Below are 15,755 nucleotides of genomic sequence, written 5' to 3' on the forward strand. Positions count from 1 at the left end.
GCTTGTACTTTACAGAGTGGATGGCAGCAGCCACTCCCCCTGCCAGAGGGTCAACGCCTGACCCGACATCAAGACGCGATCCCCCTGCAGGACAAGCTTCAGCTCCCCACAGCGCGCCGAGATCTGGCGAGCCCGCAGCTCTCTCTTGCCCAGTCGCTCGGCCCAGAAGGGCACCAGAGCGCAGTGGTTGGAGCCGGTGACGGGATCCTCATCCACCCCGACCCAGGGAGCGAAATAGCGGGAGACGAAGTCATCGCCTGCACGGCTGGACGGGGCCGTCACCATCAGCCCCCGCCCAGGCAGGGCACGCAGGGCATGAAAATCCGGTACTAGCCCCCTCACCTCTTCTTCGCTTGCAAGCTCCAGCAGGAACTTGGCACCGGCCGCCAAGGTCTGCCGCGGCGTACAGCCGAGCGCAGCCCCGTAAGCCGGGTCCAGTACCAGTGGCGTGAGCGGGATCCGCGGGAAGTCGAGCTGGATCCATTCCCCCTCGCGCCGGGCCAGCAACACGCCGCTGCGGGTCTCGAAGCGGATGACCTCCTGAGGGGCCACTTCCCCCGTCTGCCACAGCACGTGGGCGGCGGCGAGCGTGCCGTGACCACAGAGATCCACCTCGACCTGAGGGGTAAACCAGCGTAGCTGATAGCACGCCGCCCCTGCCGGTGTGAGAAAGGCGGTCTCCGACAGGTTGAACTCGGCCGCCATGGCCTGCAGTCGCGCATCAGGCTGGGCCGGCCCCAGCACCACCACGGCCGGGTTGCCGCCAAAGGGCTGCTGGCTGAAGGCATTGACATGAAACAGTCTGATAGTCGGCATTCGTTTTTCCTGTGACGTCACGACGGGGCTCATTCTTCGCCGTTTATACCATGAAACAGGGCGCAGCCCGAGCAGGCTCAAGACAGGATCCCTTGGGGTTTTAATGCATTAATAGAATAAAAAAGACATTTTTATTCTTTGTTGTTATCCATCACACCCCTTAACCTGACCAAAAATCAGACCATGGAAGACGCGTGTGATGCAATTGAAGGACTCCCTGACCAATCTGGCCCCCCTCTCTGATGAACAACAACGTCAGCTGAACCAGGCATTATCAACCCTCAATACCCAGCAACTGGTCTGGGTGAGCGGCTATCTCTACGGTCTCTCCCAATCCGGCAGTCAGCCAGTGGCGGCTACGTGTGCCGTGACAGCACCCGGCGGCAGCCTGACCATTCTCTACGGCTCCCAGACCGGCAATGCCAAAGGGGTGGCCAGTGCCATCAAGGCGCAGGCCGAGGCCCGCGGCCTGCCGGTGACCCTCACCTCCATGGCGGACTACAAACCCAAACAGCTCAAGAAAGAGACCCACCTGCTGGTGGTAGTGAGTACTTACGGGGAGGGTGAACCACCGGAGAGTGCCGTCGATCTGTTCGAGCAGCTCAAGAAGGGCAAGGTCGGCAAACTCGAGGGGCTCAAGTTCGCCGTGCTGGGGCTGGGTGACAGCTCCTACGAATTTTTCTGCCAGACAGGTCTGGACTTTGACAGCCTGCTGACCAAGGCGGGCGCCGATCGCATTCATGAGCTTGCCAGCCTGGATGTGGACTATCAGGATGCCGCCAAGGCCTGGGGTGAGCAGGCGGTCAATGCCATTGCTGCCACGCTTTCTGCCGGGGTTGCCACCAGCAGCGTGGCGGGGGCGGTACAAGCGGCTGTCGGTCACAGTCAGTACGACAAGGCCAATCCCTTCCCGGCCCGCCTGTCGGTGAATCAGAAAATCACCGGCCGCGATTCCACCAAGGATATCCGCCATATCGAGATCAGCCTCGAAGAGTCAGGGCTGACCTATCAGCCTGGGGATGCCCTCGGGGTCTGGTTCGACAACGACGCCGACCTGGTGGGGGAAGTGCTGGCCCTGTCCGGACGTAGTGGTGACGAAGCCACCGCCCATGGCAGCCTGCGCGAGGTGCTCACCCGCAATCTGGAACTGACCCGGTTGCACGGCGGCTTTATCACGGGGTTGGCAGAGATCTCGGGTAACGCAGCGCTCAAAGACCTGGCCGGTGACAAGGCCCAGGTCAACGCCCTGGTGGCCTCTGCCCAAGTGGTGGATGTGCTCAAGCGCTTCCCGACCGAACTCAGCGCGGAGCAGTTGACTGGCCTGCTGCGCCCCCTCACCCCTCGCCTCTACTCCATCGCCTCCGCCCAGAGCGAAGTGGAAGAGGAGGTGCATCTCACCGTTGGCGTGGTGCGCTACCCGCAAGAAGATGGCACTGTGCGCTCTGGCGCCGCCTCCTCCTATCTGGCGGACAGGCTGGCCGAAGATGCCGAGGTACGGGTGTTTGTGGAGCACAACGACAACTTCCGCCTGCCGGCCAATCCCGATACCCCCGTCATCATGGTGGGACCGGGCACCGGCATAGCCCCGTTCCGCGCCTTTATGCAGGAGCGCGAGGCACAAGGGGCCGAGGGCAAGAACTGGCTCTTCTTCGGCAATCCCCACTTCACCCAGGACTTTCTCTATCAGGTGGAGTGGCAGCGCTATGTGAAATCGGGCCTGCTGTCGAAGATCTCGCTGGCCTTCAGCCGGGATCAGGCCAACAAGATCTATGTGCAGGACAGACTGCGTGAAGCGGGTCTGGAGCTCTACCAGTGGCTGGAAGCCGGTGCTCACTTCTATGTGTGCGGCGATGCCAACCACATGGCGAAAGATGTGCAGGAAGCCCTGCTGGATGTGATTGCAGAACACGGTCACAAGAGCCGTGAGGAAGCAGAAGAGTATTTGAGCGAATTGCGTCGTGCCAAACGTTATCAAAGGGATGTCTATTGATGAGCAAACAAGTGATTCCGGGACCGGTCGAAGGACCGCTGGCCGACAACGAGCGCCTCAAGCGCGAGAGCAACTTTCTGCGCGGCACCATAGAGCAGGATCTGCAAGACCCGCTTACCGGCGGCTTCAACGGCGACAACTTCCAGCTGATCCGCTTCCACGGCATGTATCAGCAGGATGACAGAGACATACGCCCGGAGCGTACCGCCCAGAAGCTGGAGCCCCTGCACAACGTCATGCTGCGCGCCCGTCTACCGGGCGGCATCATCACCCCGGCCCAATGGCAGGTGATCGACAAGTTCGCCGAGGAGCACAGCCTGTATGGCAGCATCCGCCTGACCACCCGTCAGACCTTCCAGTTCCACGGGGTATTGAAGCGCGACATCAAGCTGATGCACCAGACCCTCAACAGCACCGGCATAGATTCCATCGCCACCGCAGGCGACGTGAACCGCAACGTGCTCTGCACCAGCAATCCGGTGGAGTCTGAACTGCATCAGGAAGCCTACGAGTGGGCCACAAAAATCTCCGAGCACCTGCTGCCCAAGACCCGCGCCTATGTCGAGATCTGGCTGGATGGCGAGAAGCTGGGTGGGGACGAGGAGCCAATCCTGGGCTCCAACTACCTGCCGCGCAAATTCAAGACCACAGTGGTGATCCCGCCCCACAACGACGTGGATATTCACGCCAACGATCTCAACTTCGTGGCCATTGCCGAAGGCGGCAAGCTGGTGGGCTTCAACGTGCTGGTGGGCGGCGGTCTCGCCATGACTCACGGCGACACCAGCACCTACCCGCGCAAGGCGAGTGATTTTGGCTTTATTCCCCTCTCCCACGTATTGGAGGTGGCGGCCGCCGTGGTCAGCACCCAGCGTGACTGGGGCAACCGGGTCAACCGCAAGAACGCCAAAACCAAGTACACACTCGAACGTGTTGGAGTCGAGGCCTTCAAGGCCGAGGTGGAGAACCGCGCAGGTATCCCCTTCGCCGAGAGTCGTCCCTATGAGTTCACCAGTCGTGGCGATCGCTTCGGCTGGGTCGAAGGGATCGATGGCAAGCACCACCTGACCCTCTTTATCGAGAATGGCCGTTTGCTGGACTTCCCGGGCAAGCCGCTCAAGACCGGCATGCTGGAAATCGCCAAGATCCACCAGGGGGATTTCCGCCTGACCGCCAACCAGAACCTCATCATCGCCGGCGTCCCCGCTGGCGAGAAGGCGCGCATCGAAGCCCTGGCGCGTCAATACGGCCTGCTGGATGACGGCGTGAGCGAGCAGCGCAAGCAGTCCATGGCCTGCGTGGCCCTGCCAACCTGCCCGCTGGCGATGGCCGAGGCCGAGCGTATGCTGCCGGCGTTTGTCACCGACATCGAGGGCTTGCTCACCAAGCACGACCTGGCGGATGACGCCATCATCTTCCGGGTCACCGGCTGCCCCAATGGCTGCGGCCGCGCCATGCTGGCGGAAGTGGGTCTGGTGGGCAAGGCACCGGGCCGCTACAACCTGCACCTGGGTGGCAATCTGGAAGGGACCCGCATCCCGCGCCTCTATCAGGAGAACATCACTGAGCCGCAGATCCTGGCCGAGCTGGATCGACTGATCGGCCGCTGGGCTGCCGAACGCAATGCGGCGGAGTGCTTCGGTGACTTCGTGATCCGCACTGGTGTGGTGGCCCCCGTTATCGACTCAGCGAGGGACTTCTATGCTGCTTAATCTGCCGCTTAATGTCACTGAAAATGGCCGTCTTGACCTGCAAGCCCTGCTGACCCTCGGCCGTGAAGAACAGACCGAGGCGCTGGCCCCCCTCAACCGGGAGCTGGACACCATGAGCGCCCCCGAGCGGGTGCGCTGGGCGCTGGCGAACCTGCCGGGGGAACATGTGCTGTCATCCAGCTTCGGCATCCAGGCCGCGCTGATGCTGCACCTGGTGAGCAGTGAGCGCAACGACGTCCCCGTGGTACTCACCGATACCGGCTATCTCTTCCCCGAGACCTACCGCTTTATCGATGAGCTGACCGAACGGCTGGCACTCAATCTGAAGATATACAGGGCAGAACTGTCACCGGCCTGGCAGGAGGCGCGTTTCGGCCTGCTGTGGGAGCAGGGGGTGGAGGGGATCACCCGCTACAACCAGCTCAACAAGGTGGAGCCCATGGACCGCGCCCTGAGCGAGCTGGGGGCCCAGACTTGGTTTTCCGGCCTGCGCCGGGAGCAGGCGGGCAGCCGTGGCAAGCTGCCAGTGCTGGCCATACAGCGCGGCCGCTTCAAGTTCCTGCCTGTCATCGACTGGAGCAACAAGGACGTCTTCTACTACTTCAAGGAGTTCGACCTGCCCTACCACCCACTGTGGGAACAAGGCTACCTCTCGGTCGGCGACGTGCACACCACCACCAAGTGGGAGCCGGGCATGAGCGAGGAGCAGACCCGCTTCTTCGGCCTCAAGCGCGAGTGCGGCCTGCACGAAGAGAGCGGCGAGCACGACGGCTCAGGTATCTGATCCCTCTTCAGGGTTCTGACAATAAAAAGCGCCCGGCAACTGCCGGGCGCTTTTATGGGTGATATTCAGCGCGTGAAGGCGCGCCCTGATTATCCACTTACTTGGCGGCGCGAGCCTGAGTCAACCAGTCGTTGACCTGGGCTTCGTGTCCCTTGAGCCAGGCCATCACATGGCGCTCGATATCCGCCTGGGTGTTCTGACCCTTATTCATCAGCCCGTTCTGGATATTGATGTCATTGAGGGGCAGCTTGACGATGCTGAACAGCTTGGCGGCCGCCGGATTGGCTTCGGTAAACCCCTTGTTGGCGACGATGTGCATGGAGTTGACGGGGAAGCCGTAGTTTTTGCCATTGGGCAAACGGGTCTTGTCCGCATCCTTGGCATTGGCAGGGACTTCCAGCCACACAACGTCACGTCCCGGCACCAGCTCGCTGCTCAGCCAGTAAGGCGTCCAGGTGTAGTAGAGCACCGGCTTGCCACTCTGATAGCGGGCCCGGGTGTCGGCGATCAGGGCCGCGTAGTTGCCCTGCTTGTGAGTGACGGTCGGGGTCAAACCAAACGCATCCAGATGATGATTGATGGCCTCTTCACAGCCCCAACCCGGGTTGCAGCCCACCAGATCCGCCTTGCCGTCACCATCGCCGTCAAACAGCGCCGCCAGCTTGGGATCCTTGAGCTGACCCAGATTGGTGATGCCGTACTGGGTTGCCGTCTTCTTATCGATGAGATAACCCTGGGCGGCTCCCGATACATAGGTGCCCTGGCGGAAGAACACCTTGTCGCCGCCAGCCTGTTCGTACTTGTTGTTTTGCAGCGGGATCCAGTTAAAGGCCAGGAAGGTGCCGTCGCCTTGTGCCACCGAGGCGTAGGCCACGTTGTAGTCCACCTCCTGCACAGGCTGGACGTCATAGCCGAGGCGGTCCATCAGCTTGCTGACCAGCAAGGTCTGGAAGGTCTCTTCCGGCAGGGAGCTCTGCAAGGGTTGAACGCGGATCCCCTCCCCCGGTGATTCAGCACTGGCCACGGCGACAGAACTCAGCAACAGGGAGTTCAGCAGCAGTGTGCTCAGGGTCAGTGTCCTGGTAATGGGTTTCATGCGTTTACTCCTTTGTAATCAATAGATTTGCTACGGCCACGCAGGCGCATCAGCAGGGCCACAGGGCCATGTTGATACCAGCGGCCTGTGCGGCTGCGATCCCGCTGCCCCATTGCCTGGGTCAGACGGTCGAGCACTATGGCCAGCAGCACTATGCCGAGGCCACCGATGGAGGCGAGCCCCATGTCGAGGCGACCAATGCCGCGCAGTACCATCTGGCCCAGACCACCGACCGCTATCATGGAGGCGATCACCACCATGGAGAGTGCCAGCATCAGGGTCTGATTGACCCCGGCCATGATGGTGGGCATGGCCAGTGGCAGTTGTACCTTGAACAGCAACTGGGAGGGGCTGGCGCCAAACGAGTGGGCCGCCTCCACCAGATCCTCAGGCACTTGCCTGATCCCCAGCATGGTCAGCCGGATCATGGGTGGCAGGGCGAAGATGACGGTCACCACCACACCAGGCACGTTGCCGATACCGAACAACATGACAATGGGAATGAGGTAGACGAAAGCCGGTGTGGTCTGCATGGCATCCAGCAGCGGTCGGGTCCAGGTAGACAACCGCTCGCTACGAGCCAGCATAATGCCGACCGGCAAGCCAATCAGGATGCAGAAGAAGAGCGAGGTCAGCACCAGCGACAGGGTCACCATGGCATCGGACCAGGCACCTATGAGCCCGATCCCGACGAGAGAGAGCAGGGTGCCAAGGGCCATGCGGCCATTGACCATCTGCCAGGCGATCAGGGCCAGCATCCCCATCATCAGGGTGGATGGCACTGTCTGCAGCAGATGGGTCATGGCGTTGAGAGTGACCTCTACCGGCGCCCGGATCAGCTGAAATACAGGACGCAGGTTCTCGACCAGCCAGCCGATACCGCTCTCCACCCAGACATCCAGCGGCACCAGCGCCTGCTGGAAGGGATCCAGCCAGTCGACGGCCGCAGAGGTATCCGTCGCTTCAATCTGGTTCTGCCAGTCAGCGGCTTCAGTCTCTGTGCTGCCCCAGGGATCCGTGGCAACAGTCGTGGAGGCAGAGGCACCCCAGGGGTCGGCCTGCGCCTCATCGGCCCGGACGGGGGCACTCGCCAGCAGCAAGAGTGCCAGCAAGCCGGTCAGCAGACGATGAAAGGGTTTGATATTCATACCGGGGTACTCCTGTCCAGGGTGTTCAGCAAGTTGGCTTTGGAGATAAGGCCCAGGTAGGTGCCATCTTCCTCGACCACGGGCACCTGACAGGGCGCTGAGGCCACCTGACTGATGAGTTCATTGAGCGAGGTGTCGCCAAGGATGGGCTGGATATCGGCCAGCAAGGCCTGCTCCAGGCTTCCTTTGTTTTTCACCGCCTGACCGAGCGACTCGACCGAGACGACCCCGAGGAAGCGACGGCTGCGATCCACCACGTAACCGAACTCCCGCTCCTGGTCCTTGAGCTGACGCAGGGCGTTGCCCGGTCCATCCGTGGTGTGCTTCTTGATAAGCGGCATCTGCTTGCGACTGACGATATCGCGGGCACTGAACACATTGGCCAGATCCACGCCGCGAAAGAAGGCACGCACATAATCGTTGGCGGGCTGGCTCAGGATCTCGTCGGGGGTCCCGACCTGGATCACCTGACCGTCCTGCATGATGGCGATGCGATCGCCGATGCGCATCGCTTCATCCAGATCGTGGGAGATAAAGACGATGGTGCGCTGATGGCTGGCCTGCAGCTTGAGCAGTTCATCCTGCATCTCGGTGCGGATCAGCGGATCCAGCGCGGAGAAAGCCTCATCCATCAACAGTATGTCGGGGTCATTGGCCAGTGCGCGAGCCAGACCGACCCTTTGCTTCATGCCACCGGAGAGGGCATCGGGGAAGGAGTCCACCCACTGGCCCAGACCCACCTGATTGAGTGCCTGACGGGCACTTTCCTGACGTTCGAGAAGCGGCACACCGGCCAGCTCCAGACCAAAGGCGGCATTTTCCAGCACGCTCAGATGAGGCATGAGGGCAAAAGATTGGAACACCATGCTGATCTTCTTGCGCCTGACCTGACGCAGCTCGCTGTCCGAGATGGCGGCGATGTCCTCACCGTCGATCAACACCTGACCACGGGTCGGCTCGATAAGGCGGTTGAAGAGACGCACCAGGGTAGATTTGCCCGAACCGGACAAGCCCATTACCACGAAGATTTCTCCCTCGTGGATGGCGAGATCCACCCCATGCACACCCAGGGTCTGACCCGTCTTTTTCAAAATGCTGGCGCGGTCGTGCCCTTTTTCCAGCAACTTAAAGACTTTCTCCGGCTGTTCTCCGAAGATTTTATAGAGTGATTTGACTTCGAGTTTGACTGTCATACTGTCCTATTTTTATTGTCGGCATCTTGATAATTAACCCGCCGAACGCTAACCAATTACTTACTACACTAAGCAATTCCCACCAAAAACAAAAGAACCATAAGAGTCCACACAAAACAATGAAAACATAATGCATTGATTTTAATCATTTATTTTTGACAATAAAAACCCACAAATCGACAAGCATGACCCATGCCAGCATGCATTTTGGTTAGATAACTAATCATTATGGTGTTTTGACAGGCCGATCGGAGGGGGCAACTAGGCAGATCGGGGGATGCAGCCAGGCAGGATCCCGAACAGGCCGTAGGGCTGGAGAAATCATTACATCCCTAATGATATGCAGGCGAAAAACAAGGGAATATAGGAGAGGGGGTGAACGCAGCAATGGCGGAGGCCTTGCCTGCCGGGCAGCTCTTGAAACAGGATTACACAATACCAGGACCAGACACAGATCCGGCCCTGTTGTCTACGGGTCCTCTCTGCCAGTACAGCTCCTCTTCTTGAATAGACTTGTACGAATTCTTGCAAGAGTAACCGCTGTCACAGTTATCCCATTTTTCGTCTTGGTTTCGGCGTATCACCACGCTGTGGTGGCCACTTGGGAATACCTCGGGCCAGAACTGCCTCCAGCTCGCTCAGACTCGGCCAGGCATCTGGTTCTGCTGATGCAGGAGGCTGGCACATCTGCGCCAACAGTACCGGGGCTTCGGGATAGTGAGTGGCAAAGTGACGTGGCAGGGCTGCGTAAGGCCACACGTCGGCGGGATCCTCCAGCGCAGGCGGCAGCACATCAAAAGGCGCAGCCATCAGGGGATGATTCACCACCGGCAAGGGCAATCCCGCCCATTGGCGCAGGCGTAACACCAACAACACTTCCAGCGGCCAGTAATGCCACCAACCTATGATTGCCTCCTCTCGATGAAAACGGGGATCCTTGAGCCCGCCGTAAGTGTGCAAATGGCACGCCTGGGTCAACAAGTGACCCACCGCATTCAGATCCTCACAGTCCCACAAGGTCAACAGCGCCAGATAGAGAGGCTCCCGAGCCAAGTCAACGCCAAGTGGCAAGGGCCCCCACCCCAGAAAGCGGCTGGTTAGCTGCAAGGCAAAGGCTTCTATAAAATAGGGACGAATATACTCATTCGCGGGGCAAATAGCTGGGGCACTATGAGCCAATGCCACACAATCCATCAAACGACGGCGATCACCAAGCAAGGCCAGGTGCATTGCCACAAAGCCTATACGATGAAATTTGAAACCAGCATCGGGTTGTAATTGGCCAGATTGTTTACTTCGATACAGCTCCATCTGGTAGTAACGAACCAGTTGCCAATAGAGCAGCGGATAGCGGCGATATGTCGTTTGTGGCCAACTGCCTGCCAGCAGGCTTGTACCCAACAAGTGATCCAGCTCCGCCAAGCAAACACTCTCGACCATTGGCAACACCGCGTATTCATCCCCTTCAGGAACGGGGATATTGGCGAGCGTCTTATCAATCCATTGTCGGTCTGTATCGTAAAATTGATTTTCACTTGAAATCCTTGATGACAGCTTCTTGCGGCAATATGGATCTCGTTTGGGAAAGCGGGGCCAGGAAGCGTAATCAAATTGGGCGAGCAGGGCGGTCAGGTGAGGAGACATACACATTCTCTTATGGGGTCGATGAGGATGCCGTGGCACTCTTTCTGCTCGGTGTGGGAGCATCTCCACGCTGTGGTGGCCACTTGGGAATACCTCGGGCCAGAACAGCCTCCAGCTCGCTCAGACTCGGCCAGGCATCTGGTTCTGCTGATGCAGGAGGCTGGCACATCTGCGCCAACAGTACCGGGGCTTCGGGATAGTGGGTGGCAAAGTGGCGCGGTAGGGCTTCATAAGGCCACACGTCAGCGGGACCCTCCAGCGCAGGTGGCAGCACATCAAAAGGCGCGACCATCAGGGGATGATGAACTACCGGCAAGGGCAACCCCGCCCATTGACGCAGGCGTAATACCAACAGCACCTCCAGCGGCCAGTAGCACCACCAGCCGATGATAGCCTCCTTTCGATGGAAACGGGGATCCTTGAGCTTGCCGTAAGTGTGCAAATGACATGCCTGGGTCAGCAAATGTCCCACCGTGCCCACATCTTCACTGTCCCACAAGGTCAACAGCGCCAGATAGAGCGGCTCCTGAGCCAAGTCGACGCCCAGTGGCAAGGGCCCCCACCCCAGAAAGCGGCTGGTGAGCTGCAAGGCAAAGGTTTCTATAAAATAGGGGCGAATATACTTAGTCGCTGGGCAGATAGCCGGGGCGTTATGAGCCAATGCCACACAATCCATCAAACGACGGCGATCACCGAGCAAGGCCAGCAGCATCGCCACATACCCCATGCGCCCAAAGTCAAATCCTGCATGAGGCTGCAACAGGTTCAACTGTCTGCTGCGATGCAACTCTATCTGGTAGTAACGCACCAGTTGCCAATAGAGCAGCGGATAGCGGCGATATTCTGTTTGTGGCCAACGGCCTGCCAGCAAGCTTGTTCCCACCAAGTGATCCAGCTCCGCCAGGCAAACACTCTCAACCCTTGGCAGCAACGCGTATTCATCCCCTTCAGGAACGGGAATATTGGCGAGCGTCTTGTCAACCCATTGTCGAGCATGATCGTAAAATTGATTTTCACTTGAAACCCTTGTTAGCAGCTTCTTACGACAATAGGGTTCTCGCTTGGGAAAGCGGGGCCAGGAAGCGTAATCAAATTGGGCGAGCAGGGCGGTCAGGTGAGGAGACATACACATTCTCTTATGGGGTCGATGATGATTTGGCGGCGCTCTTTCGGCGCGGTTTAGGGGCATCACCCCGCTGTGGTGGCCACTTGGGAATACCTCGGGCCAGAACTGCCTCCAGCTCGCTCAGACTCGGCCAGGCATCTGGTTCTGCTGATGCTAGGGGCTGGCACATCTGCGCCAGCAGTGCCGGGGCTTCAGGATAGTGAGTGGCAAAGTGACGTGGCAGGGCTTCGTAAGGCCACACGTCGGCGGGATCCTCCAGCGCAGGCGGCAGCACATCAAAAGGCGCAGCCATCAGGGGATGATTCACCACCGGCAAGGGCAACCCCGCCCATTGGCGCAGGCGTAACACCAACAACACTTCCAGCGGCCAGTAATGCCACCAACCTATGATTGCCTCCTCTCGATGAAAACGGGGATCTTTGAGCCCGCCGTAAGTGTGCAAATGACAAGCCTGTGTCAACAAGTGTCCCACCGTTCCCACATCTTCACTGTCCCACAAGGTCAACAACGCCAGATAGAGCGGATCCTGAGCCAAGTCGACGCCAAGTGGCAAGGGCCCCCACCCCAGAAAGCGGCTGGTTAGCTGCAAGGCAAAGGTCTCTATAAAATAGGGACGAATATACTTAGTCGCGGGGCAAATCGCTGGGGCACTATGAGCCAAAGCCACACAAGCCGTCAAACGACGGTGATCGCCGAGCAAAGCAAGGAGCATCGCCACAAACCCCATACGCTTAAAATTAAATCCTGCATGGGGCTGCAACTGATTCAACTGTTTGCTGCGATACAACTCTATCTGGTAATAACGAACCAGTTGCCAATAGAGCAGCGGATAGCGGCGATATGTCGTTTGTGGCCAACTGCCTGCCAGCAGGCTTGTACCCAGCAAGTGATCCAGCTCCGCCAAGCAAATAATTTCCACATTTGGCAGCACGGCATATTCATCCCCTTCAGGAACGGGGATATTGGCTAGCGTCTTATCAATCCATTGTCGAGCCATGCCGTAAGGCCAGCTCTCCATCGAAGTCCTAGTTAACAACTTTTTGCGGCAATGGGGCTCTCGCTTGGGAAAGCGAGGCCAGGAAGCGTAATCAAACTGGGCGAGCAAGGTGGTAAGGCTGGAAGGCATACACATTCCCTTATGTGGTCGATGATGATTTGGCGGCGCTCTTTCGGCGCGGTTTAGGGGCATCACCCCGCTGTGGTGGCCACTTGGGAATACCTCGGGCCAAAACTGCCTCCAGTTCGCTCAGACTCGGCCAGGCATCTGGCTCTGCTGATACTGGGGGCTGGCACATCTGCGCCAGCAGTGCCGGGGCTTCGGGATAGTGAGTGGCAAAGTGACGTGGCAGGGCTTCGTAAGGCCACACGTCGGCAGGATCCTCCAGCGCAGGCGGCAGCACATCAAAAGGCGCAGCCATCAGGGGATGATTTACTACCGGCAAGGGCAACCCTGCCCATTGACGCAGGCGTAATACCAACAGAACCTCCAGTGGCCAGTAGTACCACCAGCCGATGATCGCCTCCTTTCGATGGAAACGGGGATCCTTGAGCCCGCCGTAAGTGTGTAAATGGCATGCCTGAGTCAACAAGTGTCCCACCGTTCCCACATCTTCACTTTCCCACAAGGTCAACAGTGCCAGATAGAGCGGCTCCTGAGCCAAGTCGACACCAAGTGGCAAGGGCCCCCACCCCAGAAAGCGGCTGGTTAGCTGCAAGGAAAATGCTTGAATGAAATAGGGGCGGACATATCCACTGGCTGGGCAAATAGCCGGAGCGCTATGAGCCAACGCCACACAATCCGTCAAGCGGCGGCGATCGCCGAGCAAAGCGAGGAGCATCGCCACAAAGCCCATGCGCTCAAAATCAAATCCTGCATGGGGCTGCAACAGATTCAACTGTTTGCTGCGATACAGCTCCATCTGGTAGTAACGGATCAGGTTCCAATAGAGCAGCGGATAGCGGCGATATGTTGTTTGTGGCCAACTGCCTGCCAGTAAGCTTGTACCCAGCAAGTGATCCAGCTCCGCCAGGCAAACACTCTCAACCCTTGGCAACACCGCGTATGCATCCCCTTCAGGAACGGGGATATTGGCGAGCGTCTTGTCAATCCATTGTCGATCTCTATCGTAAAATTGATTTTCACTTGAAACCCTTTTTAGCAGCTTCTTACGACAATAGGGTTCTCGCTTGGGAAAGCGGGGCCAGGAAGCGTAATCAAATTGGGCGAGCAAGGAAGCGAGCGGGGGTACAATGGGATAAATTGAATTGCTATCCATGTTATTCACTCAAAAAACGTAATTCCATTACAAATAGAGGCAGCGCAGCCAACAACAGACTCAGCGCCGCTGCCAGGTTTCGAAGCAGTAGGGATGAGGATTCTTCTCGTCGGGCTCATGGGGTTCGCGCTCAACGCAATGCCACTCGTCCTCCTCGAAGGCGGGGAAGCGGGTATCCCCGGCCACCGCCAGATCGATTCTGGTCAGATAGAGGCTGTCAGCCCGTGGCAGCAGCTGGCCATAGAGATGACCACCACCGATCACCATCAGCTCGTCCACATTCCCGGCGTTTGCCAGCAGCACCAACGCGGCCTCGACAGAATCGACTACCTCCACCCCGTCGGCCCGGTAATCGGGATTGCGGCTGATCACCAGATTGCGCCGCTCTGGCAGCGGCCGACCAATGGATTCAAAGGTCTTGCGCCCCATCAACACAGGCTTGCCCAGGGTCACCCGCTTGAAGTGGGCCAGATCCGCCGGCAGGTGCCATGGCATCTGGTTATCCAGGCCTATCACGCGATCGTGCGCCATGGCGGCAATCATGGAAATCTTCATGGGGTCAGCCTCTCACTGCGTCTGTCAAATAATGGGCCGGTTACGGTACACGACCAGGGAGGGGATCGCCAAACCGAAACTGAGAGCCCCCACGATAAACAGTGCCTTGAGGCCGTTCTCCACCGCGCTCTGGATAAGCTCCATGGTCACCCCCGAGATATTGAGCTCCACCACGGCGATCATGGTCTTGAACGCATAGCTGCCGGGGATCATGGGAATAATGGAGGCGACGCTGAACACGGGCCGTGGCGCCAGCAGGCGACGGGACCAGTAGACACAGACAAAGCCGACCGTGGTTGCCGCCGCCAGGGTCGCCCACTCGATGGGCATACCGTAATGGATGAGCAGGGTACGCAAGCTGTGGGCCAGGGCACCGCCCATGGCACAGTACTTCAACATGCGCGGCGGCACGTTGAACAACATGGCAAACCCCACGGCCGGAATGGAAGACCAGAAGGCATCCTTGGCCAGTAGCCAGAGCAGATCCATCATACCTTCCACCCCCAGATACCAGTGACCGACATGGCCAGAATGATGCCAATGGCGGCGCTGATGGTAAGCAGAGTTGCCGTGCCCCAGCGTGCAAGCCCCATGTTGAAGTAACCCTTAACCATGTCGGAGACAGCATTGATGAGCGGGAAACCCGGCACCAGCAAGAGCACGCTGGCTGCCATGGCGAGATAGGGCTGGGCGCCCCAGTTGAAGAAGGTGGCACTGGAGGAGAGCAAGGTGGCGATAAAACCGGTCACGGCAAAGTTGATGAGCGGGCTGTGGTGATGACGGGCGATCAGCTGGCGCACCCGCATCGCTACGGCAGCGGAGAGACAGGTCACCATGAAGATGGGCCAGTCACCGCCAAACAACAGGCTGAAGGCGCCGCAGGAGAGCCCCACCATGGGGACCACCAGCCAGGGGTGGTAATGAAACGGCACTATGCCATCGAGCCGCAGACGCACCTCTCGTGCCCCTATCAGCTCCTTTTCCGCCATGATGCAGATACGCTGGATCTCGCACACTACCTGCATGTTGATACCGTGTTCCCGCACCCGGCGGGTAGTGGTGACACAACTGCCCTGATAGAGGCTGGTGAGCACTATGGCACTGGAGGAGATGGCCATCTCGACGCTCTCCAGCCCAAGCGCCATGCCGAGCCGGACCGTGGTCTGCTCTATGATGCGGCTCTCCGCCCCGAACTGGGCCAGCATCTGGCCCGCCTTAACGATGATGCGGGTGATCTCTGTCTGTTGATCCCGCGACAGCACCCGCCTTGGTGTGATACTTCTCATAATCCCTTCGAGTCGTAGCAAATTTAAAGTATCGCCATATTAGCCTAACTGTCGGCGCCATTCATCCACACCGATCACGGCAATAATCAATTTTTAATAAAACAGCCGATGCCACTAAAATACATCAAA

Annotated in this window: 14 protein-coding genes; 3 read left to right on the forward strand and 11 right to left on the reverse strand. The window is 58.8% G+C overall.

Going from position 1 to position 15,755, the window contains the following annotated elements; translation table 11 throughout:
- Window positions 1–9: 9 nt before the first annotated feature.
- Window positions 10–816 carry a PhzF family phenazine biosynthesis protein gene (locus AC1P02_RS00100; protein WP_485183477.1) on the reverse strand — a complete coding sequence of 269 codons (807 nt, stop codon included), beginning with the start codon at window positions 814–816 and terminating at the stop codon, window positions 10–12.
- 199 nt (window positions 817–1,015) lie between these two features.
- Between AC1P02_RS00100 and AC1P02_RS00105 the strand changes: the two genes are divergently transcribed.
- The 3 genes from AC1P02_RS00105 to AC1P02_RS00115 are packed head-to-tail and all read left to right on the forward strand — an operon-like array spanning window position 1,016 to window position 5,302.
- Complete coding sequence (locus AC1P02_RS00105) at window positions 1,016–2,806, forward strand: assimilatory sulfite reductase (NADPH) flavoprotein subunit (RefSeq protein ID WP_485185507.1); 1,791 nt, start codon at window positions 1,016–1,018, stop codon at window positions 2,804–2,806.
- Window positions 2,806–4,518 carry an assimilatory sulfite reductase (NADPH) hemoprotein subunit gene (gene cysI, locus AC1P02_RS00110; RefSeq protein WP_485183478.1) on the forward strand — a complete coding sequence of 571 codons (1,713 nt, stop codon included), beginning with the start codon at window positions 2,806–2,808 and terminating at the stop codon, window positions 4,516–4,518. Before AC1P02_RS00105 ends, cysI begins: the two co-directional genes overlap by 1 nt.
- Window positions 4,508–5,302 (forward strand): phosphoadenylyl-sulfate reductase, encoded by a 795-nt coding sequence (locus AC1P02_RS00115; protein ID WP_373965400.1) that lies wholly within the window; start codon window positions 4,508–4,510, stop codon window positions 5,300–5,302. The genes cysI and AC1P02_RS00115 overlap by 11 nt, the downstream gene beginning before the upstream one ends.
- 97 nt (window positions 5,303–5,399) lie before the next feature.
- On the opposite strand, the gene proX is transcribed toward AC1P02_RS00115, so the two are convergent.
- The 10 genes from proX to AC1P02_RS00165 form a co-directional block, all read right to left on the reverse strand.
- Window positions 5,400–6,398, reverse strand: a complete 999-nt coding sequence (gene proX, locus AC1P02_RS00120) for a glycine betaine/L-proline ABC transporter substrate-binding protein ProX (RefSeq protein WP_113719930.1) — start codon at window positions 6,396–6,398, stop codon at window positions 5,400–5,402.
- Complete coding sequence (proW, locus tag AC1P02_RS00125; RefSeq protein ID WP_021138085.1) at window positions 6,395–7,546, reverse strand: glycine betaine/L-proline ABC transporter permease ProW; 1,152 nt, start codon at window positions 7,544–7,546, stop codon at window positions 6,395–6,397. Before proW ends, proX begins: the two co-directional genes overlap by 4 nt.
- Complete coding sequence (gene proV, locus AC1P02_RS00130) at window positions 7,543–8,739, reverse strand: glycine betaine/L-proline ABC transporter ATP-binding protein ProV (RefSeq protein ID WP_017412696.1); 1,197 nt, start codon at window positions 8,737–8,739, stop codon at window positions 7,543–7,545. Before proV ends, proW begins: the two co-directional genes overlap by 4 nt.
- Before the next feature lie 549 nt (window positions 8,740–9,288).
- Window positions 9,289–10,383, reverse strand: coding sequence for a hypothetical protein (locus tag AC1P02_RS00135; protein WP_290017930.1), 1,095 nt, complete (start codon window positions 10,381–10,383; stop codon window positions 9,289–9,291).
- 10 nt (window positions 10,384–10,393) lie between these two features.
- Window positions 10,394–11,509: a hypothetical protein gene (locus tag AC1P02_RS00140; protein WP_485183482.1), complete on the reverse strand. Its 1,116-nt coding sequence runs from the start codon at window positions 11,507–11,509 to the stop codon at window positions 10,394–10,396.
- A 10-nt stretch (window positions 11,510–11,519) separates the two neighbouring features.
- Window positions 11,520–12,527, reverse strand: a complete 1,008-nt coding sequence (locus tag AC1P02_RS00145; RefSeq protein ID WP_485183483.1) for a hypothetical protein — start codon at window positions 12,525–12,527, stop codon at window positions 11,520–11,522.
- Window positions 12,528–12,645: 118 nt separating this feature from the next.
- Entirely contained in the window at window positions 12,646–13,785 is a 1,140-nt protein-coding gene (locus tag AC1P02_RS00150) for a hypothetical protein (RefSeq protein ID WP_485183484.1), read from the reverse strand.
- 60 nt (window positions 13,786–13,845) lie between these two features.
- Window positions 13,846–14,340 (reverse strand): type 3 dihydrofolate reductase, encoded by a 495-nt coding sequence (folA, locus tag AC1P02_RS00155; protein WP_485183486.1) that lies wholly within the window; start codon window positions 14,338–14,340, stop codon window positions 13,846–13,848.
- Between the two features lie 24 nt (window positions 14,341–14,364).
- Complete coding sequence (locus tag AC1P02_RS00160; protein WP_021138083.1) at window positions 14,365–14,832, reverse strand: threonine/serine exporter family protein; 468 nt, start codon at window positions 14,830–14,832, stop codon at window positions 14,365–14,367.
- Entirely contained in the window at window positions 14,829–15,626 is a 798-nt protein-coding gene (locus AC1P02_RS00165; RefSeq protein ID WP_113719932.1) for a threonine/serine exporter family protein, read from the reverse strand. Before AC1P02_RS00165 ends, AC1P02_RS00160 begins: the two co-directional genes overlap by 4 nt.
- Between the last annotated feature and the right edge of the window lie 129 nt (window positions 15,627–15,755).

This window comes from Aeromonas sp. TS_SC_11, from assembly GCF_057318915.1.

Bases quoted from the DNA above. Each gene is read 5' to 3' on its own strand.
- AC1P02_RS00100 (WP_485183477.1), bottom strand. From the start codon at position 816: ATGCCGACTATCAGACTGTTTCATGTCAATGCCTTCAGCCAGCAGCCC.
- AC1P02_RS00105 (WP_485185507.1), top strand. From the start codon at position 1,016: ATGCAATTGAAGGACTCCCTGACCAATCTGGCCCCCCTCTCTGATGAA.
- cysI (WP_485183478.1), top strand. From the start codon at position 2,806: ATGAGCAAACAAGTGATTCCGGGACCGGTCGAAGGACCGCTGGCCGAC.
- AC1P02_RS00115 (WP_373965400.1), top strand. From the start codon at position 4,508: ATGCTGCTTAATCTGCCGCTTAATGTCACTGAAAATGGCCGTCTTGAC.
- proX (WP_113719930.1), bottom strand. From the start codon at position 6,398: ATGAAACCCATTACCAGGACACTGACCCTGAGCACACTGCTGCTGAAC.
- proW (WP_021138085.1), bottom strand. From the start codon at position 7,546: ATGAATATCAAACCCTTTCATCGTCTGCTGACCGGCTTGCTGGCACTC.
- proV (WP_017412696.1), bottom strand. From the start codon at position 8,739: ATGACAGTCAAACTCGAAGTCAAATCACTCTATAAAATCTTCGGAGAA.
- AC1P02_RS00135 (WP_290017930.1), bottom strand. From the start codon at position 10,383: ATGTCTCCTCACCTGACCGCCCTGCTCGCCCAATTTGATTACGCTTCC.
- AC1P02_RS00140 (WP_485183482.1), bottom strand. From the start codon at position 11,509: ATGTCTCCTCACCTGACCGCCCTGCTCGCCCAATTTGATTACGCTTCC.
- AC1P02_RS00145 (WP_485183483.1), bottom strand. From the start codon at position 12,527: ATGGAGAGCTGGCCTTACGGCATGGCTCGACAATGGATTGATAAGACG.
- AC1P02_RS00150 (WP_485183484.1), bottom strand. From the start codon at position 13,785: ATGGATAGCAATTCAATTTATCCCATTGTACCCCCGCTCGCTTCCTTG.
- folA (WP_485183486.1), bottom strand. From the start codon at position 14,340: ATGAAGATTTCCATGATTGCCGCCATGGCGCACGATCGCGTGATAGGC.
- AC1P02_RS00160 (WP_021138083.1), bottom strand. From the start codon at position 14,832: ATGATGGATCTGCTCTGGCTACTGGCCAAGGATGCCTTCTGGTCTTCC.
- AC1P02_RS00165 (WP_113719932.1), bottom strand. From the start codon at position 15,626: ATGAGAAGTATCACACCAAGGCGGGTGCTGTCGCGGGATCAACAGACA.